The organism is Nocardia sp. NPDC058633 (assembly GCF_042717045.1).
GTDB lineage: Bacteria > Actinomycetota > Actinomycetes > Mycobacteriales > Mycobacteriaceae > Nocardia.
In genome coordinates this window covers 15,757-33,928 of sequence record NZ_JBHXRA010000001.1, presented here as the reverse complement: position 1 = coordinate 33,928, position 18,172 = coordinate 15,757, and the positions used below count along the sequence as shown (strand labels likewise).

The 18,172-nt window shown below is 69.1% G+C and carries 13 protein-coding genes; 1 reads left to right on the top strand and 12 read right to left on the bottom strand.

Annotated features, from left to right (window positions below; translation table 11 throughout):
- Positions 1-2: 2 nt before the first annotated feature.
- Together ACFWUR_RS00135 and ACFWUR_RS00130 are read right to left on the bottom strand one after the other, a co-directional pair.
- On the bottom strand, positions 3-2,600 hold the full coding sequence (locus ACFWUR_RS00135; RefSeq protein WP_378899406.1) for a LuxR C-terminal-related transcriptional regulator: 2,598 nt from the start codon (positions 2,598-2,600) through the stop codon (positions 3-5).
- Between the two features lie 145 nt (positions 2,601-2,745).
- Entirely contained in the window at positions 2,746-2,967 is a 222-nt protein-coding gene (locus tag ACFWUR_RS00130; protein WP_378899403.1) for a hypothetical protein, read from the bottom strand.
- 175 nt (positions 2,968-3,142) lie between these two features.
- On the opposite strand from ACFWUR_RS00130, the gene ACFWUR_RS00125 reads away from it, so the two are divergent.
- Complete coding sequence (locus ACFWUR_RS00125; protein WP_378899400.1) at positions 3,143-3,571, top strand: hypothetical protein; 429 nt, start codon at positions 3,143-3,145, stop codon at positions 3,569-3,571.
- Positions 3,572-3,674: 103 nt separating this feature from the next.
- Here ACFWUR_RS00125 and ACFWUR_RS00120 read toward each other — a convergent pair whose 3' ends face one another.
- From ACFWUR_RS00120 to ACFWUR_RS00075, 10 genes are all read right to left on the bottom strand, one after another.
- Positions 3,675-4,007, bottom strand: coding sequence for a TfoX/Sxy family protein (locus ACFWUR_RS00120; RefSeq protein ID WP_378899397.1), 333 nt, complete (start codon positions 4,005-4,007; stop codon positions 3,675-3,677).
- Between the two features lie 34 nt (positions 4,008-4,041).
- Positions 4,042-5,007 (bottom strand): alpha/beta hydrolase, encoded by a 966-nt coding sequence (locus tag ACFWUR_RS00115; protein WP_378899394.1) that lies wholly within the window; start codon positions 5,005-5,007, stop codon positions 4,042-4,044.
- A 56-nt stretch (positions 5,008-5,063) separates the two neighbouring features.
- Positions 5,064-5,741 carry a DUF6875 domain-containing protein gene (locus ACFWUR_RS00110; RefSeq protein ID WP_378899391.1) on the bottom strand — a complete coding sequence of 226 codons (678 nt, stop codon included), beginning with the start codon at positions 5,739-5,741 and terminating at the stop codon, positions 5,064-5,066.
- On the bottom strand, positions 5,738-10,291 hold the full coding sequence (locus ACFWUR_RS00105; RefSeq protein WP_378899389.1) for an amino acid adenylation domain-containing protein: 4,554 nt from the start codon (positions 10,289-10,291) through the stop codon (positions 5,738-5,740). The genes ACFWUR_RS00110 and ACFWUR_RS00105 overlap by 4 nt, the downstream gene beginning before the upstream one ends.
- A gap of 235 nt (positions 10,292-10,526) precedes the next feature.
- Positions 10,527-11,321: a hypothetical protein gene (locus ACFWUR_RS00100; RefSeq protein ID WP_378899386.1), complete on the bottom strand. Its 795-nt coding sequence runs from the start codon at positions 11,319-11,321 to the stop codon at positions 10,527-10,529.
- A 79-nt stretch (positions 11,322-11,400) separates the two neighbouring features.
- On the bottom strand, positions 11,401-12,138 hold the full coding sequence (locus ACFWUR_RS00095; protein ID WP_378899383.1) for a sirohydrochlorin chelatase: 738 nt from the start codon (positions 12,136-12,138) through the stop codon (positions 11,401-11,403).
- A complete protein-coding gene (locus ACFWUR_RS00090; RefSeq protein WP_378899380.1) occupies positions 12,132-13,376 on the bottom strand; it encodes a uroporphyrinogen-III synthase in 1,245 nt (414 codons plus the stop codon). The genes ACFWUR_RS00095 and ACFWUR_RS00090 overlap by 7 nt, the downstream gene beginning before the upstream one ends.
- Positions 13,373-13,753: a nitrite reductase small subunit NirD gene (nirD, locus tag ACFWUR_RS00085; RefSeq protein WP_378899377.1), complete on the bottom strand. Its 381-nt coding sequence runs from the start codon at positions 13,751-13,753 to the stop codon at positions 13,373-13,375. Before nirD ends, ACFWUR_RS00090 begins: the two co-directional genes overlap by 4 nt.
- A 147-nt stretch (positions 13,754-13,900) precedes the next feature.
- Positions 13,901-16,441, bottom strand: a complete 2,541-nt coding sequence (nirB, locus tag ACFWUR_RS00080; protein WP_378899374.1) for a nitrite reductase large subunit NirB — start codon at positions 16,439-16,441, stop codon at positions 13,901-13,903.
- Between the two features lie 30 nt (positions 16,442-16,471).
- Positions 16,472-17,941, bottom strand: a complete 1,470-nt coding sequence (locus ACFWUR_RS00075) for a nitrate/nitrite transporter (protein ID WP_378900523.1) — start codon at positions 17,939-17,941, stop codon at positions 16,472-16,474.
- Between the last annotated feature and the right edge of the window lie 231 nt (positions 17,942-18,172).

Sequence of the window (18,172 nt, the reverse complement as noted above, 5' to 3'; positions counted from 1 at the left end):
GCTCAGAGCAGGCCGAGCACGCGGGCCTGGGCGATCGCCTCGGCGCGGGCGTTGACGGCGAGTTTTTGATAGATGCCGCGCAGGTGCGTCTTGACGGTGTTCACCGAGACACCCAGGTCGGCGGCGATGTTGCCCGCGGTCATCCCGGACGGAAGTTGGCGAAGCACAACCAGTTCGGTGTCGGTGAGTTGCGGTGCCCCAGCGGTGGCGCCACGGTAGTCGCGAATCCGGTCGACGAACGCCGCGTAGTGCCCGAAGCGGGCGCCGATCCGGGCGAACAGATCGGCCGCGCCCGGCACGTCGAGGAACGGACGGGTCAGCTGTTCGCTCGCCGCGTGCGCCAGTGCCTGCTCGCACGCCTCGTCGACCTTGCGGGGGCGAGCGAGTCGATCGGCGGCGACCGCGACCAGCAACCACCCCGTCACCAGTGATCGCGCCGACAACCGCGGGTCGGCGAGCAGCGGTTCCAGCACTGTCAGCACGACGGCGGGACGGTGCGCGTACAGGGCGAGTCCCGCTTCGGCGACGGCCATCTCCGAGGTTCGCCCGAGAACTCGCGTCGCGTGCTCGATCAACTGCTGCGCGTCTGCCCTGCCCTGCACGCGCAGCAACAGCCACAGCACATCGGTGACCAGTTCACCCGTGCCGTGGAGCGTCGGCGAGTCGTCGAGCAGGCGATGGAGTTGCTTGCTCAGCGCGGCCGCGGCGGCCGAGCGATCAGCGGCGTCGGCGAACATCAGCACCCCGGTCACGATCGCCGCCTGACGCACCGGTGCGGGCACCACGGTCTCATCGGCGGTGGCCGGGGACAGCCGCGGCACCGGCCGCTCGAAATCCATGCCCTGCTGGTAGGCGCCATAGGCGGCCAGCAACCTGGCCGACGCCGCATCGGCCGAACCGGCCAATCCGTAGCCTTCGGCGCGATCGATCGCCTGGGCCGCCAACGCCCGCAGCTCGCCGATCCGGTCGGTCATCGCGGCCGCCACGGCCGACGCGGTCCTGGCGCGGACCGCGACGCGGCCGAGCCCGCTCTGCTCGGAGTGCACGATCGCGTGGCGCACAGATGCCGCGCCGCTGTCGATATCGCCACCGCAGATCTCCGCGATTCCGCAGTTCAGGGCGGCGTAGCAGTCGAGGTCGGGCTGTCCCGTCGCCGGGGGCAGCGGCCACCGCATCGAGGACGAATCACCCACCAGCACAGCGACTCCCGCGCTCACGGCGTGATCGAGCGCGGCCACCCATTCGGCGGGCACCAACGATGGCGCCGAATCCGTTCCGACGTGAGCGGCTTCGAGATACACCTCGGCGGCGGCGATGTCGCCCGACTCCACCGCGACGGCCGCACGCAGCAGGCGCACGAATGTGTCTTGTTCGGACAGGTTCTCGACGGCGGCGACGAGTTCATGGCCCGTTCCTTCCAGAACCATGCGCAATCCCCAGTCCCGCAGGAACGGCGCCAGCCCGGGTGCGCCGGGCTCGGCCAGGACATGATCGAGCGCGGGCCTCGGCATCGCGGCCGCGATGAACCACGCCGCCACCCGCCGATGACAGTCGGGGAGCCGGTCCGGCCTGGTGTAGGCGGCCTCGGCGAGCAGATACGCGCGCAAGAGCGGGTGATAGGTGTGCCAGAGCTCGCCCGCATGGGCGACCGTGTGCAAGGGGAAGTTGGCGCGCAGCAGCTCGTCGAGGATGCGGGCGGCGTCGTCACCGACCAGGTCTTCGGCCATCGGCAGGCAGAATCGCGTGGGCACCGCTGTGGCGAGCAGGAATTCGAGCGTGGGCGCGGGAAGCGAGGCGAGCAGTTCGGCGACCAGGAAGTCGGCGACCGCGTGCGAGGGGCGAGCCAACGCGGCGAGGGCGGTGCCGCGGTCGGTCGCGTTGGCCGACAGGCAGATCGCCGCGATGCGGACCAGCGCGGACCAGCCACAGGTCAGGTTCTGCACCACGGTGAGCTCGGCGTCGTCGAGACGGCACCCGTGCTGGGCGAACACCTGGGCGACCCGGTGCGCGGGGAGCGCCAGTTCGGGCACGCCGATCCGGACGAGTCGGCCTGCCAGATCCAGCGCGTGCCAGCGCAGCGGCGGATCGAAGCGGCTCGCGATCAGCACGGTGACCTGGGCGGGCAGGTGCGTGAGCAGGTATTCGAGCCCGGCGAGTTGCAACGGATCGGTGAGCAGGTGGGCGTCGTCGATCACGAGTACGGTCGGTTCGACATCGACCAGCGCGGCGAGCAGATCCACGGCGCGATCCATCGGCGTGTGCAGCACGCCGGTCGGCACGAACTCCGATGCGGGGTCGAGATTCCGGGCGACCACGGCCAGCAGATCGGCCCCACTGTGTTCGGTCACGGTCAACCAGGCCAGGCGAGCCGGGCACCGGCGGCGCACCCAATCGACGAGCACGACGGTCTTCCCGCTGCCCGCCGGGCCGCACAGCAGCACCGTGTGCCCGCCGGCCGCCTGCGCGTGATCCAGACGAGCGAACGCCTCGTCGCAGCGAACAGGCGCGAAGGACAACTCCGGCAGGCCGGCACACGGACCAGCTACAGCTATCGACGAGCCGTCGCTGTGGAAGTCAAGAGAACCCGACGATGAAGCCATCTTCACCCTCCTGAACACGCTGTTCACCGCGTGGCGGCCGACCTCCGCCGAGATCGACGGTAGGCGAAGCGAGGGCTGTACGGTTGCCGGCGAGGTGAAGTGAGGCCGCTCGTTATCAGATCGACGTCGACTCGTCGGCGAACGCTCAGTCGGGCAACTGGGACATACTCAGCAACGTGAGACCGAGCGTGTCGATCCGGGCCATCACTCCGCGCATGGCCGTGCTGTCGGCGACGAGGCCGAAGAGGGTGGTGGTTCCGGTCGGCGAATGCGAACTGGGCCGCAGTTCGGGAAAGGCCGCGAGGACACGCTCGGACAGCTCGCCCTCGATGACGAATTGGTAGCGCAGCGGACCGGACCTCGACATGCTCCCAGTGTCGCCGACGGTCGCCACGACTGCCTCATCCGCTCCGGGTGAATTCGCTCGCCACCTGCGACGCAACCGATCAATATTTTTAAACACAGTTATTTCAGTTTCCGGGACGCGGGCCGGATCCGCTGGCTAATGTCGCGCACATCAACAGCGCGAACAGGAGAACATCATGAAGATCTACCAGGCCAGGCGTGCCGGTTTCGGACTCACGGCATTCACCGCGGTGGCCGCGGCCGCCGTACTGGCAGCACCGCAGGCATCCGCGCTCGTGCAGGGCATCGCGGTCAGCGGCAGCACGCACTACGTGGATACCAGCTACACCGTGACCGCCGACGTCACGGCCACCTCGTTCCTGTTCAAGGTGACCTTCACCGACAACGGCGTCAAGATCGGCGAGCCGGTCTCGGTGTCGAACGGCAAGGCCACCATCACCTGGACGCCGACGACCACCGGCACGCACGAGATCAAGGCAGTGCAGGAGCTCATCAGCTCCAAGACCGTCACGATCACCGTCGCGCCGAAGCCGACCACGCCCGGTGGTGGGACGAGCACCGGCTCCGCCGATCTGGGCGGGCTGCTGTCGGGCTCGGCCGGCTAGCCCCCACCCGCACGACGGCCGCCGCGAACCTCTCCCCGCGGCGGCCGTTTCGTGTCGTCGCTCGACCTCACCACCCACAGCCCGCACGGCCCGACTCGCGTACTCATTTTCGTGGCAAGGTCTCGGCGAACCGCACCCCGCGTTCGACCCACTCCCGCAATGCGGTGTCGTCGTCGACCGTTTCGGGGGCCACCCGCAGCCAGCCGTGCAGCTCGCGCCCGCCCATCACCATCGGCGTGATCGTCGATCCGTCGAGCAGCGCATCGCCTTCGGCCGGGGCGACTCGCACCAGCAACCCGCCCTTGCCGCTGGCGGCCACGGCCATATTCCCGCCGATCAGGAAGGCCAGACCGCCGAACATCTTCTGCTCGGCGAGATCGGACCGTGGGTAGACGATCTCCCGGATCCGCTCGGCGAGCTCCTCGTCGTATGCCATCGGCTCAGTGTGCGCCGGGCCACCGACAACACACTCAGATGCCGAAGGCCGCGGCGAACATGGGCCAGGAATCGTGCAGGTCGTCCTGCCAGTAGGGCCAGGCGTGGGTGCCCGCGGCGCGGAAACGGACGTCGGCGGGAATGCCGAGCTGGGCCAGGCGACCCGCGAGCGGACTCGAGCAGCTGCCCACGACGGCTTCCATGGTGCCGCCGACCAGCAGGCGGTCCAGCAGGACGCCGACATTTCCGCCGATACTCGGGTCGTTCAAGGCCTCGTGGGGGCCGGGGGCGCCATTGCCCGAGGACAGGTAGATGGCGGTGCCGCGCAGCCGTTCCGCGTGCATGGTCGGGTCGTTGGCCGCCCACGCCGGGTCGCCGGGGGCGCCCCACATGTTGGTCGCGTCGGCTCCGAACGTGGCCAGCTGGGATCGGACCAGAGTCTCGGCGAGCGGGTTGCTGGTCTGGGTGCATCCGCTGAAGGCGCCGACCGCGCGATACAGCCCGGGCGCCGCGATCGCCAGGTTCAAGGCCGAGGTCGCCGACATCGACAGGCCCGCGATGCCGTTGGCGCCGGTCATGCCGAATCGATCGTTGAGCAGCGGGGGAAGCTCGTTGGTCAGGAAGGTGGTCCACTTGTTGCGGCCGAGGGCACCGTCATCGCGCTGCCAGTCGGTGTACATGCTGGCGCGGCCGCCGATCGGGACGATCACGTTCACCGGCTTGTCGGCGAAGAAGTCGACGACATCGGTGCGGCGCATCCACGGCCCGCCGCTCTCGCCGCCATCGACCGCGTTCAGCAGATACAGCGCGGGCGCGCCGGACCCGGGATGCGACATCCAGAGGGTGATCGGGCGATTCATCGCCGCGGAATACACGACCACCTCGAATTGCCTGCCGCCGAGCGGGCGGACATCGAGGATCCCTGATTGCGCCGACGCCACAGGCGAGACGACGAAACCACAGCCGAGCAGGACGAGCAGGCAGCACACAAGCCGACGCATGCGAGGTAGTGTGCCGCATCACCCCGCTAATGTCCGGCATTGGGCGGTACGTGTCCCTATTGTGCGTGTTCATCCAGAAAATGCGCGCGCAGATCGGTGATCGAGTCGGGCCCGGCGTCGCAGTCGTGCATCCGCTCCGCAATCATGGCGCGCAGCTTGCGCGGCAGCCCGGGCGCGTGCCGGGCGAGATAGGCCGACAGCCACGCCGGTTCGCCGACGAGGAACGGGAAATCGGTGTTCATCATCGGCCGGATCACCAACATCGGCAGCGGCGCGTGCAGCGGGCGGTAGTCGCGATTCCACAGGCCCGCGACCGGACAGCCGGGATAGAACTGGCCGAGCATGGCACCCGCGCGGACGATGTCGGTCTTGCGGGCGGCGTGGGCGGCGTCGATGAGCGTGGTGTCCTCGAGATCGGGGAAGACAGTGAGCACCGCCGGGGTGTGATCGAGGGTTCGGTAGAGCTCGAAGGCATCGTCGACGGCTCGGGCGATCGCACCGGTGTCGGTCACTTCGGCGATCCACAGGGCGTGTTGCGCGGCAGCGGGTTTCACGAAGGGACACACGGGTCCGGGTCGGCCCTGGGCGGGGTCAGGACGCATCAGCGTGTCGGCGAACCAGTCGATCAGGGGGGCTGATCGAGGATGTTCGGCGGTCCAGCGGGCGGGGTCGTCGTAGACGCACCACCAGGTGGCGGCGGTGCGATGGCCTCTCGCCGAGCGCAGCACGGTCATGAGGTGGCCGTCGCGGTTTCGACTGCACGCAGGTGACGGTCGAGGATCGGGCCGATGTGGGCGACGACGTCGGCGTTGGTGAGTTGAGCGTGGGTGGTGTCGACGGGGTATTCGATCAGGCGGCCCGTGATGAAGGGGCGCCACATCTGGGCGTCGAGGAAAGCCGTCATGCCCTGGGTCGCGCAGAAGTACAGGAGGTCGCCGTCGAACCGTTCGGGGCGGTAGCCGTGGGAGAGGCGAACTCCGTCGGCGTAGGCCTCGTGCAGCCTTGTCAGTTGCTCGGCGTCGAGGCCGGCGCCGAGAGTCGCTCCGGCTCTCGCCAATTCGGCCGCAGCTTGGTCGGCCGACAGCTCGGGAAGGGTATCGGCGTCGTCGGGTTCGTCGCCGAGCAGGTGGGTGAGGAGGTCGCGCATGCGGGGACGCGGGGGTGGGTCGGCGTGATCGGGAACGACCACGCTGTCGAGCATGGCCAGGGTGGCTACATCGCGCCCCGCGGCTCGCAGCCGGACCGCGGTGGCGTGGGCGAGCTGGCCGCCGAGGGACCAACCGAGCAGGTGGATGGGGCCGTCCGGTTGGAGGCGGGCGATCTCGGTGGCATAGGTGTCGGCGAGGAAGTCGATGGTCAGCGCGTCGCCCTGCGAGACAGCGCCGAATGTGTTGTCGGGCAGCCCGTTACCGAGGGCTGCGGCCTCGCCCGCGTCGCCGGATCGGTGGGCTGCCGGGGGCACCGGCAGATCGGTCCTCGCCGCATCGGACCGGTCGGCACCGTTCGCCGGCGTGCCGTCTGCCGGTCCGGTGGGATGCGCAGACGCGTGCCGACCTGCCCCCTCCGGACGTGCCGCCGACAGGGTCGGTGCTTGCAGCCCGTACACAGGGCGGTCGGTGACATGACGAGCCAGGCCGGTGTAACACCAGGCCAGTGGTACTGCGGAGTGGACGCAGAACAGCGGTGGGTGGGTCCCGCCGGTACGCAAGGGCAGCACCGTGGCCAAGGCGTCGGCGCCCGGGTCGGCATCGGCGCGGAAGGTCTCGATGCGATGGGCCATGGCGGTGACTGTCGGAGCGGTGTAGAGCCAGCGCACCGTGATCGGGAGGTTGGTCGACTCGGCCAGTTCCGCCGAAACGCTCACGCCTGTCAGGGAATTGCCGCCGATGGCGAAGAAGTCGTCGTCGGCGCCGACAGCGTCGAGGTGGCATGCGGTGGCGAAGGCGGTGGCGATCAGGCGTTCGAGCGGGGTCCGCGGTGGGCGGTAAGGGGCGACAGGCGGGGCGGGAAGTGCCGCGCGGTCGAGTTTTCCGTTGGGGGTCAGCGGGAGGCGGTCGAGGGTGACCAATGCCGCGGGGACCAGGGCCGCGGGCAGGATCGTGCGCAGGCGGGCGAGGGACGCGGTGCTGTCGAAGGGGGTGTTCGGCGTGTAGGGATGCGCCGAATCCGGGCGGGCAACGGCAGCGGCGTCATCGACTGACATGTTCGGCCCGGAGGACTGTTCCGTGGCGGGGCGGGCGCCGGCGGGGACGATGTAGCCGATGAGACGTGCGGCGGGGGTGCCCGGGTCGGCGATGTCGACGGCCGCGTGGGCGATGGTGGGGTCGGCGAGGAGGGCTGTCGCCACCTCGGCCGGTTCGATGCGGCGGCCTCGCACGGCGAGTTGGGCATCGCTACGGCCGAGGAACTCGTAACCGCCGTCGGCGCGCGGGCCGACGAGATCGCCGGTGCGGTAGACACGGTCGCCGCCGGGGTGCGCCACGAAACGTGTTGCGGTACCGGCGGGGTCGCCGATGTAGCCCTGTGCCACGCAGGGCCCACCGAGATACAGCTCGGCGCGTGCACCGGACGGGACCGGGCGGAGTCGTGAATCCAGCAGCAGCGCGGACACCTCCGGCAGCGGCGCGCCGATGGTGACGGGCTCCCCCGCTCTCAACGGCGCCGACTGGGTGGCCATCACCGTGGTCTCGGTCGGGCCGTAGCCGTTGTGCAAGTGGACTCGGGAGGCCCAGGTGGCGACCAGTTCCGGCGGGCAGGCTTCACCACCGACGACCACCACCGCCAGACTCGGCACCTGTTCGGGACGCAGGGTTGCCAACACGGCGGGCGTGGTGAGCAGATGGGTGACTCGATGCTCGGTGATCAGACCGGTGAGTTCGGCCCCCGAGACGACCGAGGGCGGTTCGACCACCAGTCGGGCACCCGCCGCGAACGCGGCGAGGAGTTCGAGCAGATGTGCGTCGAAGGCTGGTGAATGAGCGTGCAGCACCACCGATTCCGGGGTGGTGCGATACCTGTCGAGTAAGTGGCCGGTCAACGGCGCGAGGCCGCGGTGCGTGACCGCGACGCCTTTGGGCGCCCCCGTTGTCCCCGAAGTATGGATCAGGTAGGCGGGGTGCGCCGGTGTCAGCACGCCGCCGCGGTCCGCGTCGGTGACCGGGCCCGAGGGCCGATCGGCGACGCCCGCCAAGGTTTTCGCGTCGTCGAGCATCAACCAGGTGACCCCGGAAGCAGCATCGGACCCCCCGGGGTGCACCGCCCGCGTCGTCAACCCCAGCACCGCACCGGATCCGTCGACGATCCGGGCGACCCGCTCGCTCGGGTCACCCACATCGATCGGCGTCAGACAAGCACCGGCCGCCGCGACGGCACGCACCGCCAGCACCGACTCGAGCGACCTGGGGATCGCGGTCAACACCGGGCTCCCAGCTCCGGCTCCGTGCGCGATGAGCATCCGGGCCCACCGCGCCGCCGACTCCCCCAGCTCCCGATAGGTCATCGAGCGCCCGCCGTCGACCAGCGCGATCCTGTCCGAGTCGTCGAATCGGCCGAACAGCTCCCCCAACGTCGAAGGTGTCGCGGGAGAGTCACGCACCCGGCGCGCCTGGCCGTCGCGGGCGCCAGTGATGGCGCGCCTCGCACGGGCGTCGTTCCGGTCGGCCGACTCAGCGTTCTCGCTGGTGTCGTCCGCGTCGGCGGCGTCGTCCGCGTCGGCGGCGCCATCCACGTCGGCGGCGTCGTCCGCGTCGGCGGCGTCGTCCACGTCGGCGGCGTCATCCACGTCGGCGGCGTCATCCACGTCGGCGGTGGTCGGTCGCGGGGGGTGGGGTGCTGTCGCTTCGGGGGTCAGGTCGTGGATCGGGTGGGTTGGTTCGGCGGCCAGGAAGGCGGCGAACCAGTCGAGGAACAGGCGGTGGTACCAGGCCAGGGTGGCGGCGTCGTAGCGGGCCGGGTTCGCTTGGAAGTCGATGGTCGCGGAGGTGTCGTCGGGGCCGAGTTGGTAGCCGTTGACGAGCAGGTCTTCGACGGGGCCCAGGCTCAGGAGGTGGGCGTGGCCCGTCGTGGGGCCGAGGGTGAGGGGCGCGGTGAAGCCGAGCAGGTTGAGCACGGGGCCGAATCCGCCTCGGGCCAAGTGGGTTTCACCGCGATCGCGTTGGATGTCCTCGTAGCGGTAGCACTGGTGGCGCAGCGCGCCGATCACCCGCAGCCGCACCTGGCCGATCAGGTCTTCGACTGTCGACGCGGTGAGCTCGCGCAGGCGCAGGGGCACGACGTTGGAGACCGACCCGGCCGAACGGCGCAGGGCCGCGGTGGGCCGCGCGGCCACGGGCAGCGACAGGACGACCTCGTCGGCGCCCGACATTCTCGCGAGGAAGGCGGCGAAGGCCGCCGCGGTCAGTTCCGGAAAGCTGGCCGCATAGCGCTGCCGAGCGGCGGCCAGCAGGTTCGCGGTCCGCTCGTCGAGGCGGGCCGACACCCGATGCGGTTCGGCCGACGCGGGCGCCGCGATTCCGGCGAGGCCGATCGGATCAGGCAGCCCCGCCACCTCTTTCGCCCAGAATTGCCGATCGGCGACCGCACGGGAGGAGTGGCGATAGCGTTGATCCGCATCCACCAGGTCCGCGATCGACAGCACCGCCCCCTGGTCGAGAGCTGTTGCCTGCGAGTAGTTGTCGGCCGCGAGCCGTAGCAGCGCCGCCGCACCCACACCGTCGAGCACCAGGTGATGGCTGCGCAGGTAGAGAAAGTGTCGTTCGGGACCGACTCGGTACAGCACAGCGACGGTGATCGCGTCTTCGCACAGATCCAGCCGAGCCCGGCGATCGGCGTCCATGCGCGACAGCGCTTCGGCCACCGCGGCGCATCGATCCAGTCCCACTTCCGCGGCGAGCGCATCGGGGCACTCGGATCCCGCGTCGGACGGCGATCCGGCGGCCGAACGATCAGCGTCGACGCCCGGTTCCGCCGTGGCGCTGGTGAGGTCGATCTCGGTGAGTTCGCCGAATGCGGTCGGGTCGAGGAACTGGTGGGGTCTGCCGTCGACGAGTCGTACCCGCACATGGGGTGATTGCAGTCGCGCTGCCGCCGCTCGCATCGCCGTGTCGAGGCGCGCGAGGTCCAGTGGCCCACGCAGATCCAGGTACAGGGCGATGGTGCCGGGCACGTCGGGGGCGAGTTGATGAGCTACCCACCAGCGCAATTGACCGGGAGACAAGGGAATCGGCGCAGCACCGGCCGCCATCACGGCATCTACCGTGCCGATACCACCCGCACCTTGCCGCACCGGGCCTCCCGAGATTCGGAACAACCGTTGACTGGTTCCCCGGCAAACCTACGGCATCTACCCCGCGTCGGGCACGGTTGGCCGCGTCGGCCGCGTCGGCGGCGTATCGCGATACGGGAAGGCGCGCGGTCGATTCTGCGCGACGCTCCCGGCTGGGTCAGTTCCCGCAACTGCGGACCGAACGAGCCGGAGCAAGATCGAGATCGGTTCGGCGCCAGTGTCTCTCGCGCGAACTTCAGTACGGCGCGTTGGGCGGATAGCCGGGGTAGGGCTGATAGCCCTGGGGCACCCGCGGGGCGAAGAAGGGCCTGGACATGCCGTTCCACAACAGGATCACCGCGGCGAGTCCGATACCCAGCGTGACCGTGCTGAACACCAGCGCGAGACCGGCCGTCGAGGTGACAAGGGCCATCACCGTGCCGAACGCATAGAACAGTGCGTTGAGCCCGAAGAACACCGTCCCCGTGATCCGCCCCCAGTTCTTGCCCGCCCGGCAGACGAAGGCCATCCACACCCACAGCCCCGCCGTGACCAGCGAACTCGCGATGCCCCCACCGATACTCGCGTACAGGACAAGATCGAGGTCGTCGCCCCGCAGTACCCCACCCGAGGCGTCGAGAGCGTTACTTCGCGCCGCGTCGAGCTGGGTGAGCGAGTAGGCCATGGCGAGCAGCGTGACCACCGCGCCGGCCAGCATCACATAGAACGCGATCTGCACGCTCTGCGGCACCACCCGCGGCGCGGCGTCCACCGGCGGATAAGGGCTGTTCGGCACGGGATACGGAGCGCTCTGCCCATAGGGCTGAGGCGTCTGCCCATAGGGCTGAGGCGGCGACCCATAGGGAGGCGGCGACCCCATCGCACCCGGCACCGGTCCATACGGCGGCTGCGGTACGGCCTGGCTCGGCGCCTGCGGATAGGACCCGGGAACCGCCGGATTCGCGGTCCCGCGCGCCGCCGCCTCATCCGGATACGCCGTCAGCCCGTCGTCCTGCGATGGATAACCCTGGCCTGCGGACGAATCTGACATCGAGCTGTGCCCCCTTGTTGTGAAGTCGGGCCAACTCTAGCCGCAGCCGCCGACACCGGCTGCCCGCGCGCAGTCGGCGTCAGCGAACGCCGACCAGCTCCCGAGCCGCGGTCCGATACCGATCGACGATCAACCGGACAACCCCGGGATGCACACCGATCGGCTCGGCCACCCCATCGGCGCCCGCGTCGTGCAACCGCTGATGAAAGAGACCGTGCGCCAACAGATAGGACGCGATGAACACCCGCTCCGATCCCGACTCACGAAGCGAGGCGACAACTTCGGGCACCCGAGGCGTGCCGGTCGCCACGTAGGCGATCTTCACCGGGGCACCCAATTGCTCGGCGAGCATCCCCGCGGACCGCCGAACATCCTGGCGCGCACGCGCATCCGAGGAACCGGCAGCCGCGAAAACCACCGCGTCGCCGGGCTTCCATCCGGCAGCACGCAAGCGCACCGCCATGATTCTCGTCAACGCCGGATCCGGCCCCATCGCCGCCGTCACGGCGACCGCGCAATGCCCACTCTCGGACACCTCACGCGGAACGTCTTGATATACGTGATAACCCGATGCGAGGAACGCCGGGACCACCACAGCGGGTCCGTCGAGATCGCGCAGAACCTCCGACGGCGACGGCCCGAGCACATCGACGAAAGCGGTCCGCAGCGAGGCATTCGGCGCCGACGACACCGCGACGCCGAGTTCGGCGGCCACCGCATCGGCCAGCGCGGCGATCATCTCCACGCCACGAGCACTGCGAGTCCCGTGTGCGACCAACACCAGCGCCGGATCACCCGGCTGCCCGGCGCTCACCACACCCCGATCGCTTGGGCGGGCCGAGGCGACCGAGCGGGCGTGCCGATGCCCGCGGCATGCGGTGTGCGAACAGCCGCTCGCGCGGGAGGAGTATCGGAGCAGTCGGCCGCGTCCAACGCGAGCCGGTACCCACGCTTCACCACAGTCTGAATCGCCTTGGGTGTCCCCAGACCGGCCCGCAGTCGCGCGATCGCCGTCTCCACCGCGTGGGTGTCGTCGCCACCGCCCGGCAGCGCGGCCAGCAGGTCTTCGCGCGAGACAACCCGACCGGGCTGACGGGCCAGCGACCGCATCAACGCCATCGGCGCGGGCGCGAGCTGACGCACCTCACCGTCGACGACCACACATCCACCACGCACGCTGATCAGATGCCCGGCCGCGTAGATCCGGCTGGCGCGACGCGGAAGTTCTTCGGCCACATGGCGAGCCAGCGCACCCAACCGGGCCCGGCCCGGCATCGTCGTCGGCACGCCGAGCTCTTCGAGCGGAGCCGCGGTGATCGGCCCGACACAGGCGGCGAGCACCCGTCCACGGAACGCGTGCAGCACCGACTCCAAGAGCCCGGTTTCCTTGGCGCGCATCAGCAGCGATGCCACGGCGGGCGCGCTGGTGAAGGTGACGCAGTCCAGGCTGCCGGAGATGATCGACTCGATCATCGTGTCCATCGGCCCACGGTCGGTCGGCGGTTCCCACCGGTACACCGGAACGGGGACCACGTCGGCGCCCGCGCAGCGCAGCACCTCGCAGAAGTCGGGAACCGGCTCCCATTCAGTGGTCGCGCCGTGCAGCTGCACCGCGATGCGCACGCCTTCGACGCCCTCGGCCAGCAGATGATCGAGCACCTCGGCCGAGGACTCCGAGGCGGGCGACCATTCCTCACGCAGTTCGGCCGCCCGGATGGCGCCCTTGGCCTTGGGCCCGCGGGCCAGCATCCGGGTGGTGGCGAAGGTGTCACGCAGGACCTCGGCCAGACCCCAGCCTTCGGCCGCTTCCATCCAGCCGCGGAAACCGATGCCGGTGGTGGCGACGGTGATCTGCGGCGGATCGGCGATCAGCAGTTCGGTGACACGTTCGAGCTCGGTGTCATCGGCCAGCGGGATGATGCGAATCGCCGGGGCGGACGCGACGGTCGCGCCCCTGCGGGTGAGCAGGGTGCTGAATTCCTCGGCGCGGCGAGCCGCGGTGACGCCGATGGTGAAGCCGGCAAGGCAAGGGCCACTGTCGGTGGGAGAGGTCATGGGGTCTGCACCGGCTCGTTCGAGACCGCGACGACGCCGCCGTCGAGTTGGACCGCGTACACCGGCAGGGACTGGGTGTCGTCGTCGAGACAGCGGCCGTCGATCAGCGAGAAAGCTTGCTTGAGCAGCGGGGAAGCCACGACAGGTACGCCGCCACGATCGCCGATGATGCCGCGTGACATCACCGCGGCCCGGCCGAACGGATCGATATTGCCGACGGCGGCGAGCGTGCCGTCGGCGAGTAGGAACAGAGCCGCCTGACGGCCGCCCTTCAACAGGACAGCTACGCCGCGCCCCGGGATCAGGAAGTCGAGCCGGCAAGCCTGGGTCCAGGTCGCGGTCTCAGTGGTGATGGTGGGTGTGTCGATAACGGTCATCGGTTCCTCCTCCGAACGCCTTACCTATTGGTACAGGCGCCCTGTTTCCGCAGCGTTAAGTACTTATTTCCCGGCCGGTGCTGTGTCCGAACCAACACCGACGGGCATGCCGGGAAGGCTGCGCGCATCGGGCGTTCCGGGCAGGCCCTACGTGGTTGCGCGTCCGCTGCCGCCTGCGGGCATTCCCGGAACGCCGAGGAGCACCGGTACCTTGCGTTCGCCGCTGTCGTCGAACGAGATCGTCGGGTCGGCCTCGTCAGGGGCATTGACGAAGGAGACGAAGCGCGAGAGCTTGTTCTCGTCCTCGAGGACCGCCGCCCACTCGTCCTTGTAGCCGTCGACGTGCTTGGCCATGGCGGCCTCGAGGTCGCCGGCGATGCCGAGGCTGTCGTCGATGACGACGGCCTTGAGGTAGTCGAAACCGCCCTCGAGTGCCTCCTGCCAGGGCGCGGTGCGCTGCAGGCGGTCGGCGGTGCGGATGTAGAACATCAGATAGCGGTCGATGTAGCTGATCAGGGTTTCGTCGTCGAGCTCACCGGCCAGCAGCACCGCGTGCTTGGGGGTCAGGCCGCCGTTGCCGCCGACGTAGAGGTTCCAGCCGTTCTCGGTGGCGATCACGCCGACGTCCTTGCCACGGGCCTCGGCGCACTCGCGCGCGCAACCCGACACGGCCAGCTTGATCTTGTGCGGCGAACGCAGGCCGCGGTAGCGCTTCTCCAGCAACACGGCCATGCCGACCGAGTCCTGCTGGCCGTAGCGGCACCAGGTGGAACCGACGCAGCTCTTCACGGTGCGCAGCGACTTGCCGTAGGCGTGACCGGACTCCATGCCGACGTCGACCAGGCGCTTCCAGATCAGCGGCAGCTGCTCCACGCGGGCACCGAACAAATCGATGCGCTGACCACCGGTGACCTTGACGTAGAGGCCGAACTCCTTGGCGACCTCGCCGATCGTGATCAGCTGGTCGGCGGTGACCTCACCACCGGGCATGCGCGGGACGACCGAGTAGGTGCCGTTCTTCTGCAGGTTGGCCAGGAAGTGGTCGTTGGTGTCCTGCAGCGCGGCCTGCTCACCCTCGAGGATGTGCTCGCTCGAGGTCGAGGCCAGGATGGAGGCGACGGTCGGCTTGCAGATGTCGCAGCCGGAACCCTTGCCGTGCTTGGCGATCAGCTCGGAGAAGGTGCGGATGCCGGTGACGGCGACCACGTCGTACAGCTCGGCGCGCGACTGCGAGAAGTGCTCACACAGCGACTTCGACACCGCGACACCGGACTGCTCGAGCAGCTTCTTGATCATCGGCACACAACCACCGCAGGAGGTGCCCGCGTTGGTGCAGCTCTTGACGGCCGGGATGTCGCAGGCGCCCTCGGCGATCGCGCCGCAGATGTCGCCCTTGCTGACGTTGTTGCAGGAGCAGATCTGGGCGTCGTCGGGCAGCGCGTCGGCACCGAGTTCGGCGCCGGCCGGGGAGATCAGCGCGGCGGCGTCGGCGGGCAGCGGACGTCCGACCAGCGGGCGAAGGGCCGCGTACTGGCTGGCGTCGCCGACCAGGATGCCGCCGAGCAGGGTCTGGGCGTCGTCGGAGACGACCAACTTGGCGTAGGTGCCCTTGGCCGCGTCGTGCAGCACGACCTCGAGCGCACCCTCGGTGGTGGCGTGCGCGTCACCGAAGGACGCCACGTCGACGCCCATCAGCTTCAGCTTGGTGGACATATCGGCGCCGGGGAACTCGCCCGCGCCGCCGAGCAGGCGGTCGGCGACGATCTCGGCGGTGGTGTAACCGGGGGCCACGAGGCCGTAGCAGATGCCCTCGATCGCGGCGCACTCACCGATCGCGTAGACGCTCGGGTCGGAGGTCTGCAAAGCGAGGTCGGTCAGGATGCCGCCGCGGGCACCGATCTCGAGGCCCGAGGCCTTGGCGAGGGCGTCCTGCGGGCGGACACCGGCGGAGAACACCACCAGCGAGGCCTTGATCTCGGCATCGTCGGACAGATGCACGGTGACGTTGTCGGGGCCCTCCTCCTCGATGGAGATGATTTTCGCGGTGCCGACACCGGTGTGCACGTTGAGGCCGATATCGGTGACGAGCTTCTCCAGGATCGCGCCACCACCGGCGTCGACCTGGGCCGGCATCAGGCGACCGTTGTACTCGATGACGTGCGGGGTCATCCCGAGCAGGCGCAGCGCGTTGGCCGCCTCCAGTCCGAGCAGACCGCCGCCGACGACCACACCGTGCGCGCCGGGACCGGCCGCTTCGGCGGCGGCGCGGATGCCGTCGAGGTCGTCGATGGTGCGGTAGACGAAGCACTCGGGCAGGTCGTGGCCCGGAACGGGCGGCACGAACGGGTAGGAACCGGTCGCCATGACCAGCGCGTCGTAGGCGATGACGTCACCGGTGGTGCTGGTGACGGTCTTGGCTTCGAGGTCGATGGACTCGCCGCGCTGGCCCAGTCGCAGGTCGACCAGCTCGTCGCCGCTGTACATGTTGCCGGGCAGGGCCAGGTCGTCGGCGTTCCAGTTGCCGACGTAGTAGGACAGGCCGACGCGGTCGTAGGCGGGCAGCTTCTCCTCCGACAGGATGACGACCTGCCACACGCCTGCCTCGTCGCGCGAGCGAAGGGCTTCGACGAAACGGTGTCCGACCATGCCGTGGCCGACCACGACGACTGTTTTGCGAGTGCTGTTCATGAGAGTGACCTCCTTGGTAGTGGTCGGTTGTCAGCGAGCCGACACGTTTGACGACGACCCAGCGGCCGACGAAGCGTTGGATTCGGCCGCGAGGACCAGGGACTCGGCCTCGACCACCACAGCGGAGCCGGAGGAAAGGCGCGGACGGCGCAGGAACACCGTCCAGGTCACGGCCGCGCAGACCACGTAGAAGGCGAGGAACACCCAGAACGCGGTGGTGGCCGAAGCGGTGCTGGCGTAGGAGCTGCGCAGCACCATGTTGATGCCGACCCCGCCGAGGGCACCGATGGCGCCGACGAAGCCGATCAGCGCACCGGAGGTGTTCTGCGACCAGGCCGCCTGCTCGACCCGCGAGACCGGCAGGCTCTTGGACTTGGCCTCGAACACCGACGGGATGATCTTGGTGACGGCACCGTTGCCGAAACCGGACAGCACGAACAGGGCGATGAAGCCCGCGACCAGCAGGGTCATGGTGGAGCCGGTGGCGATGCCGTTGTTGCGGTCGGCCATCGTCGAGGCGGTGACCACGAGCAGCGCGGCGGCCATCATGGCGCCGAAGGTGGCGATGGTGACCTTGCTGCCACCGATGCGATCGGCCATCTTGCCGCCGTAGGGGCGGGCCAGCGAACCGAGCAGCGGGCCGATGAAAGCGATCGACGCGGCGTGGACGGCGGCCTGGGTGGCGGTGTCGCCACCGGCCTTGAAGCTGATCTGCAGGATCTGGGCGAAGGCGAAGCTGTAGCCGATGAACGAACCGAAGGTGCCGATGTAGAGGAAGGCGATCGCCCAGGACTGCGGCACCCGCAGGGCCTTGACCATGTAGGACAGGTCGGCCTGCTGGTTGGTCAGGTTGTCCATGTAGAGCGCGGCGCCGACGGCGGTGAAACCGACCAGGACCAGGTAGATCGCGCAGATCACCGTGGCGTAGTCGGCGCCGAGGGTGACCAGCACCAGCAGGCCGAGCAGCTGGATCACCGGGACACCGATATTGCCGCCGCCGGCGTTCATGCCCAGCGCCCAGCCTTTGAGGCGCTGCGGGTAGAAGGCGTTGATGTTGGTCATCGAGGAGGCGAAGTTGCCGCCACCGAAGCCGGCGAACGCGGCCACGACCAGGAAGGTGGTGTAGGAAGTGCCGGGCTGGTTGACGAAGTACAGCGTCAGCAGCAGCGGGATGAGCAGCAGGAACGCGGAGAAGATCGTCCAGTTGCGGCCGCCGAAACGGGCGGTGGCGACGGTGTAGGGGATGCGGAGGAACGCGCCGACCAGGGTGGGCATGGCGACCAGGAAGAACTTGCCCGCCGCGTCGATGCCGTACTTGTCGGTGGGCATGAACAGCACCATCACCGACCAGATCGACCACACCGAGAATCCGATGTGCTCGGCGATCACCGACCAGATCAGATTGCGCTTGGCGACGTCCTTGCCACCGGCCTCCCAGGCCGCGACGTCCTCGGCATCCCAGTTGTCGATGTCGTGGTTCCGCTTCAGCGTGCTCAAGATTGGGCCTCCCTAAAGTGCGATGGCCCAACGGTAGGAAATGGGTATTGCCGAAATGCTGCGGGAAATGTCGCGCGAATCAACGGTTTCTCACCTTCACCCGATCAGGGAGGTGAGATCAGCCCTTTTGTTTCGGGCATGTGACGCAACGATTTCCGCGCGTAAGGAAGCGGCAAGAAATCTTCGGAAACCCTGGTGAGGGTGTGATCTGTGCCGCTTTCCGGGATTTTAGGG

Coding starts and splice junctions, on each gene's coding strand:
- ACFWUR_RS00135 (WP_378899406.1), bottom strand. CDS start 2,600: ATGGCTTCATCGTCGGGTTCTCTTGACTTCCACAGCGACGGCTCGTCG.
- ACFWUR_RS00130 (WP_378899403.1), bottom strand. CDS start 2,967: ATGTCGAGGTCCGGTCCGCTGCGCTACCAATTCGTCATCGAGGGCGAG.
- ACFWUR_RS00125 (WP_378899400.1), top strand. CDS start 3,143: ATGAAGATCTACCAGGCCAGGCGTGCCGGTTTCGGACTCACGGCATTC.
- ACFWUR_RS00120 (WP_378899397.1), bottom strand. CDS start 4,007: ATGGCATACGACGAGGAGCTCGCCGAGCGGATCCGGGAGATCGTCTAC.
- ACFWUR_RS00115 (WP_378899394.1), bottom strand. CDS start 5,007: ATGCGTCGGCTTGTGTGCTGCCTGCTCGTCCTGCTCGGCTGTGGTTTC.
- ACFWUR_RS00110 (WP_378899391.1), bottom strand. CDS start 5,741: ATGACCGTGCTGCGCTCGGCGAGAGGCCATCGCACCGCCGCCACCTGG.
- ACFWUR_RS00100 (WP_378899386.1), bottom strand. CDS start 11,321: ATGTCAGATTCGTCCGCAGGCCAGGGTTATCCATCGCAGGACGACGGG.
- ACFWUR_RS00090 (WP_378899380.1), bottom strand. CDS start 13,376: ATGACCTCTCCCACCGACAGTGGCCCTTGCCTTGCCGGCTTCACCATC.
- nirD (WP_378899377.1), bottom strand. CDS start 13,753: ATGACCGTTATCGACACACCCACCATCACCACTGAGACCGCGACCTGG.
- nirB (WP_378899374.1), bottom strand. CDS start 16,441: ATGAACAGCACTCGCAAAACAGTCGTCGTGGTCGGCCACGGCATGGTC.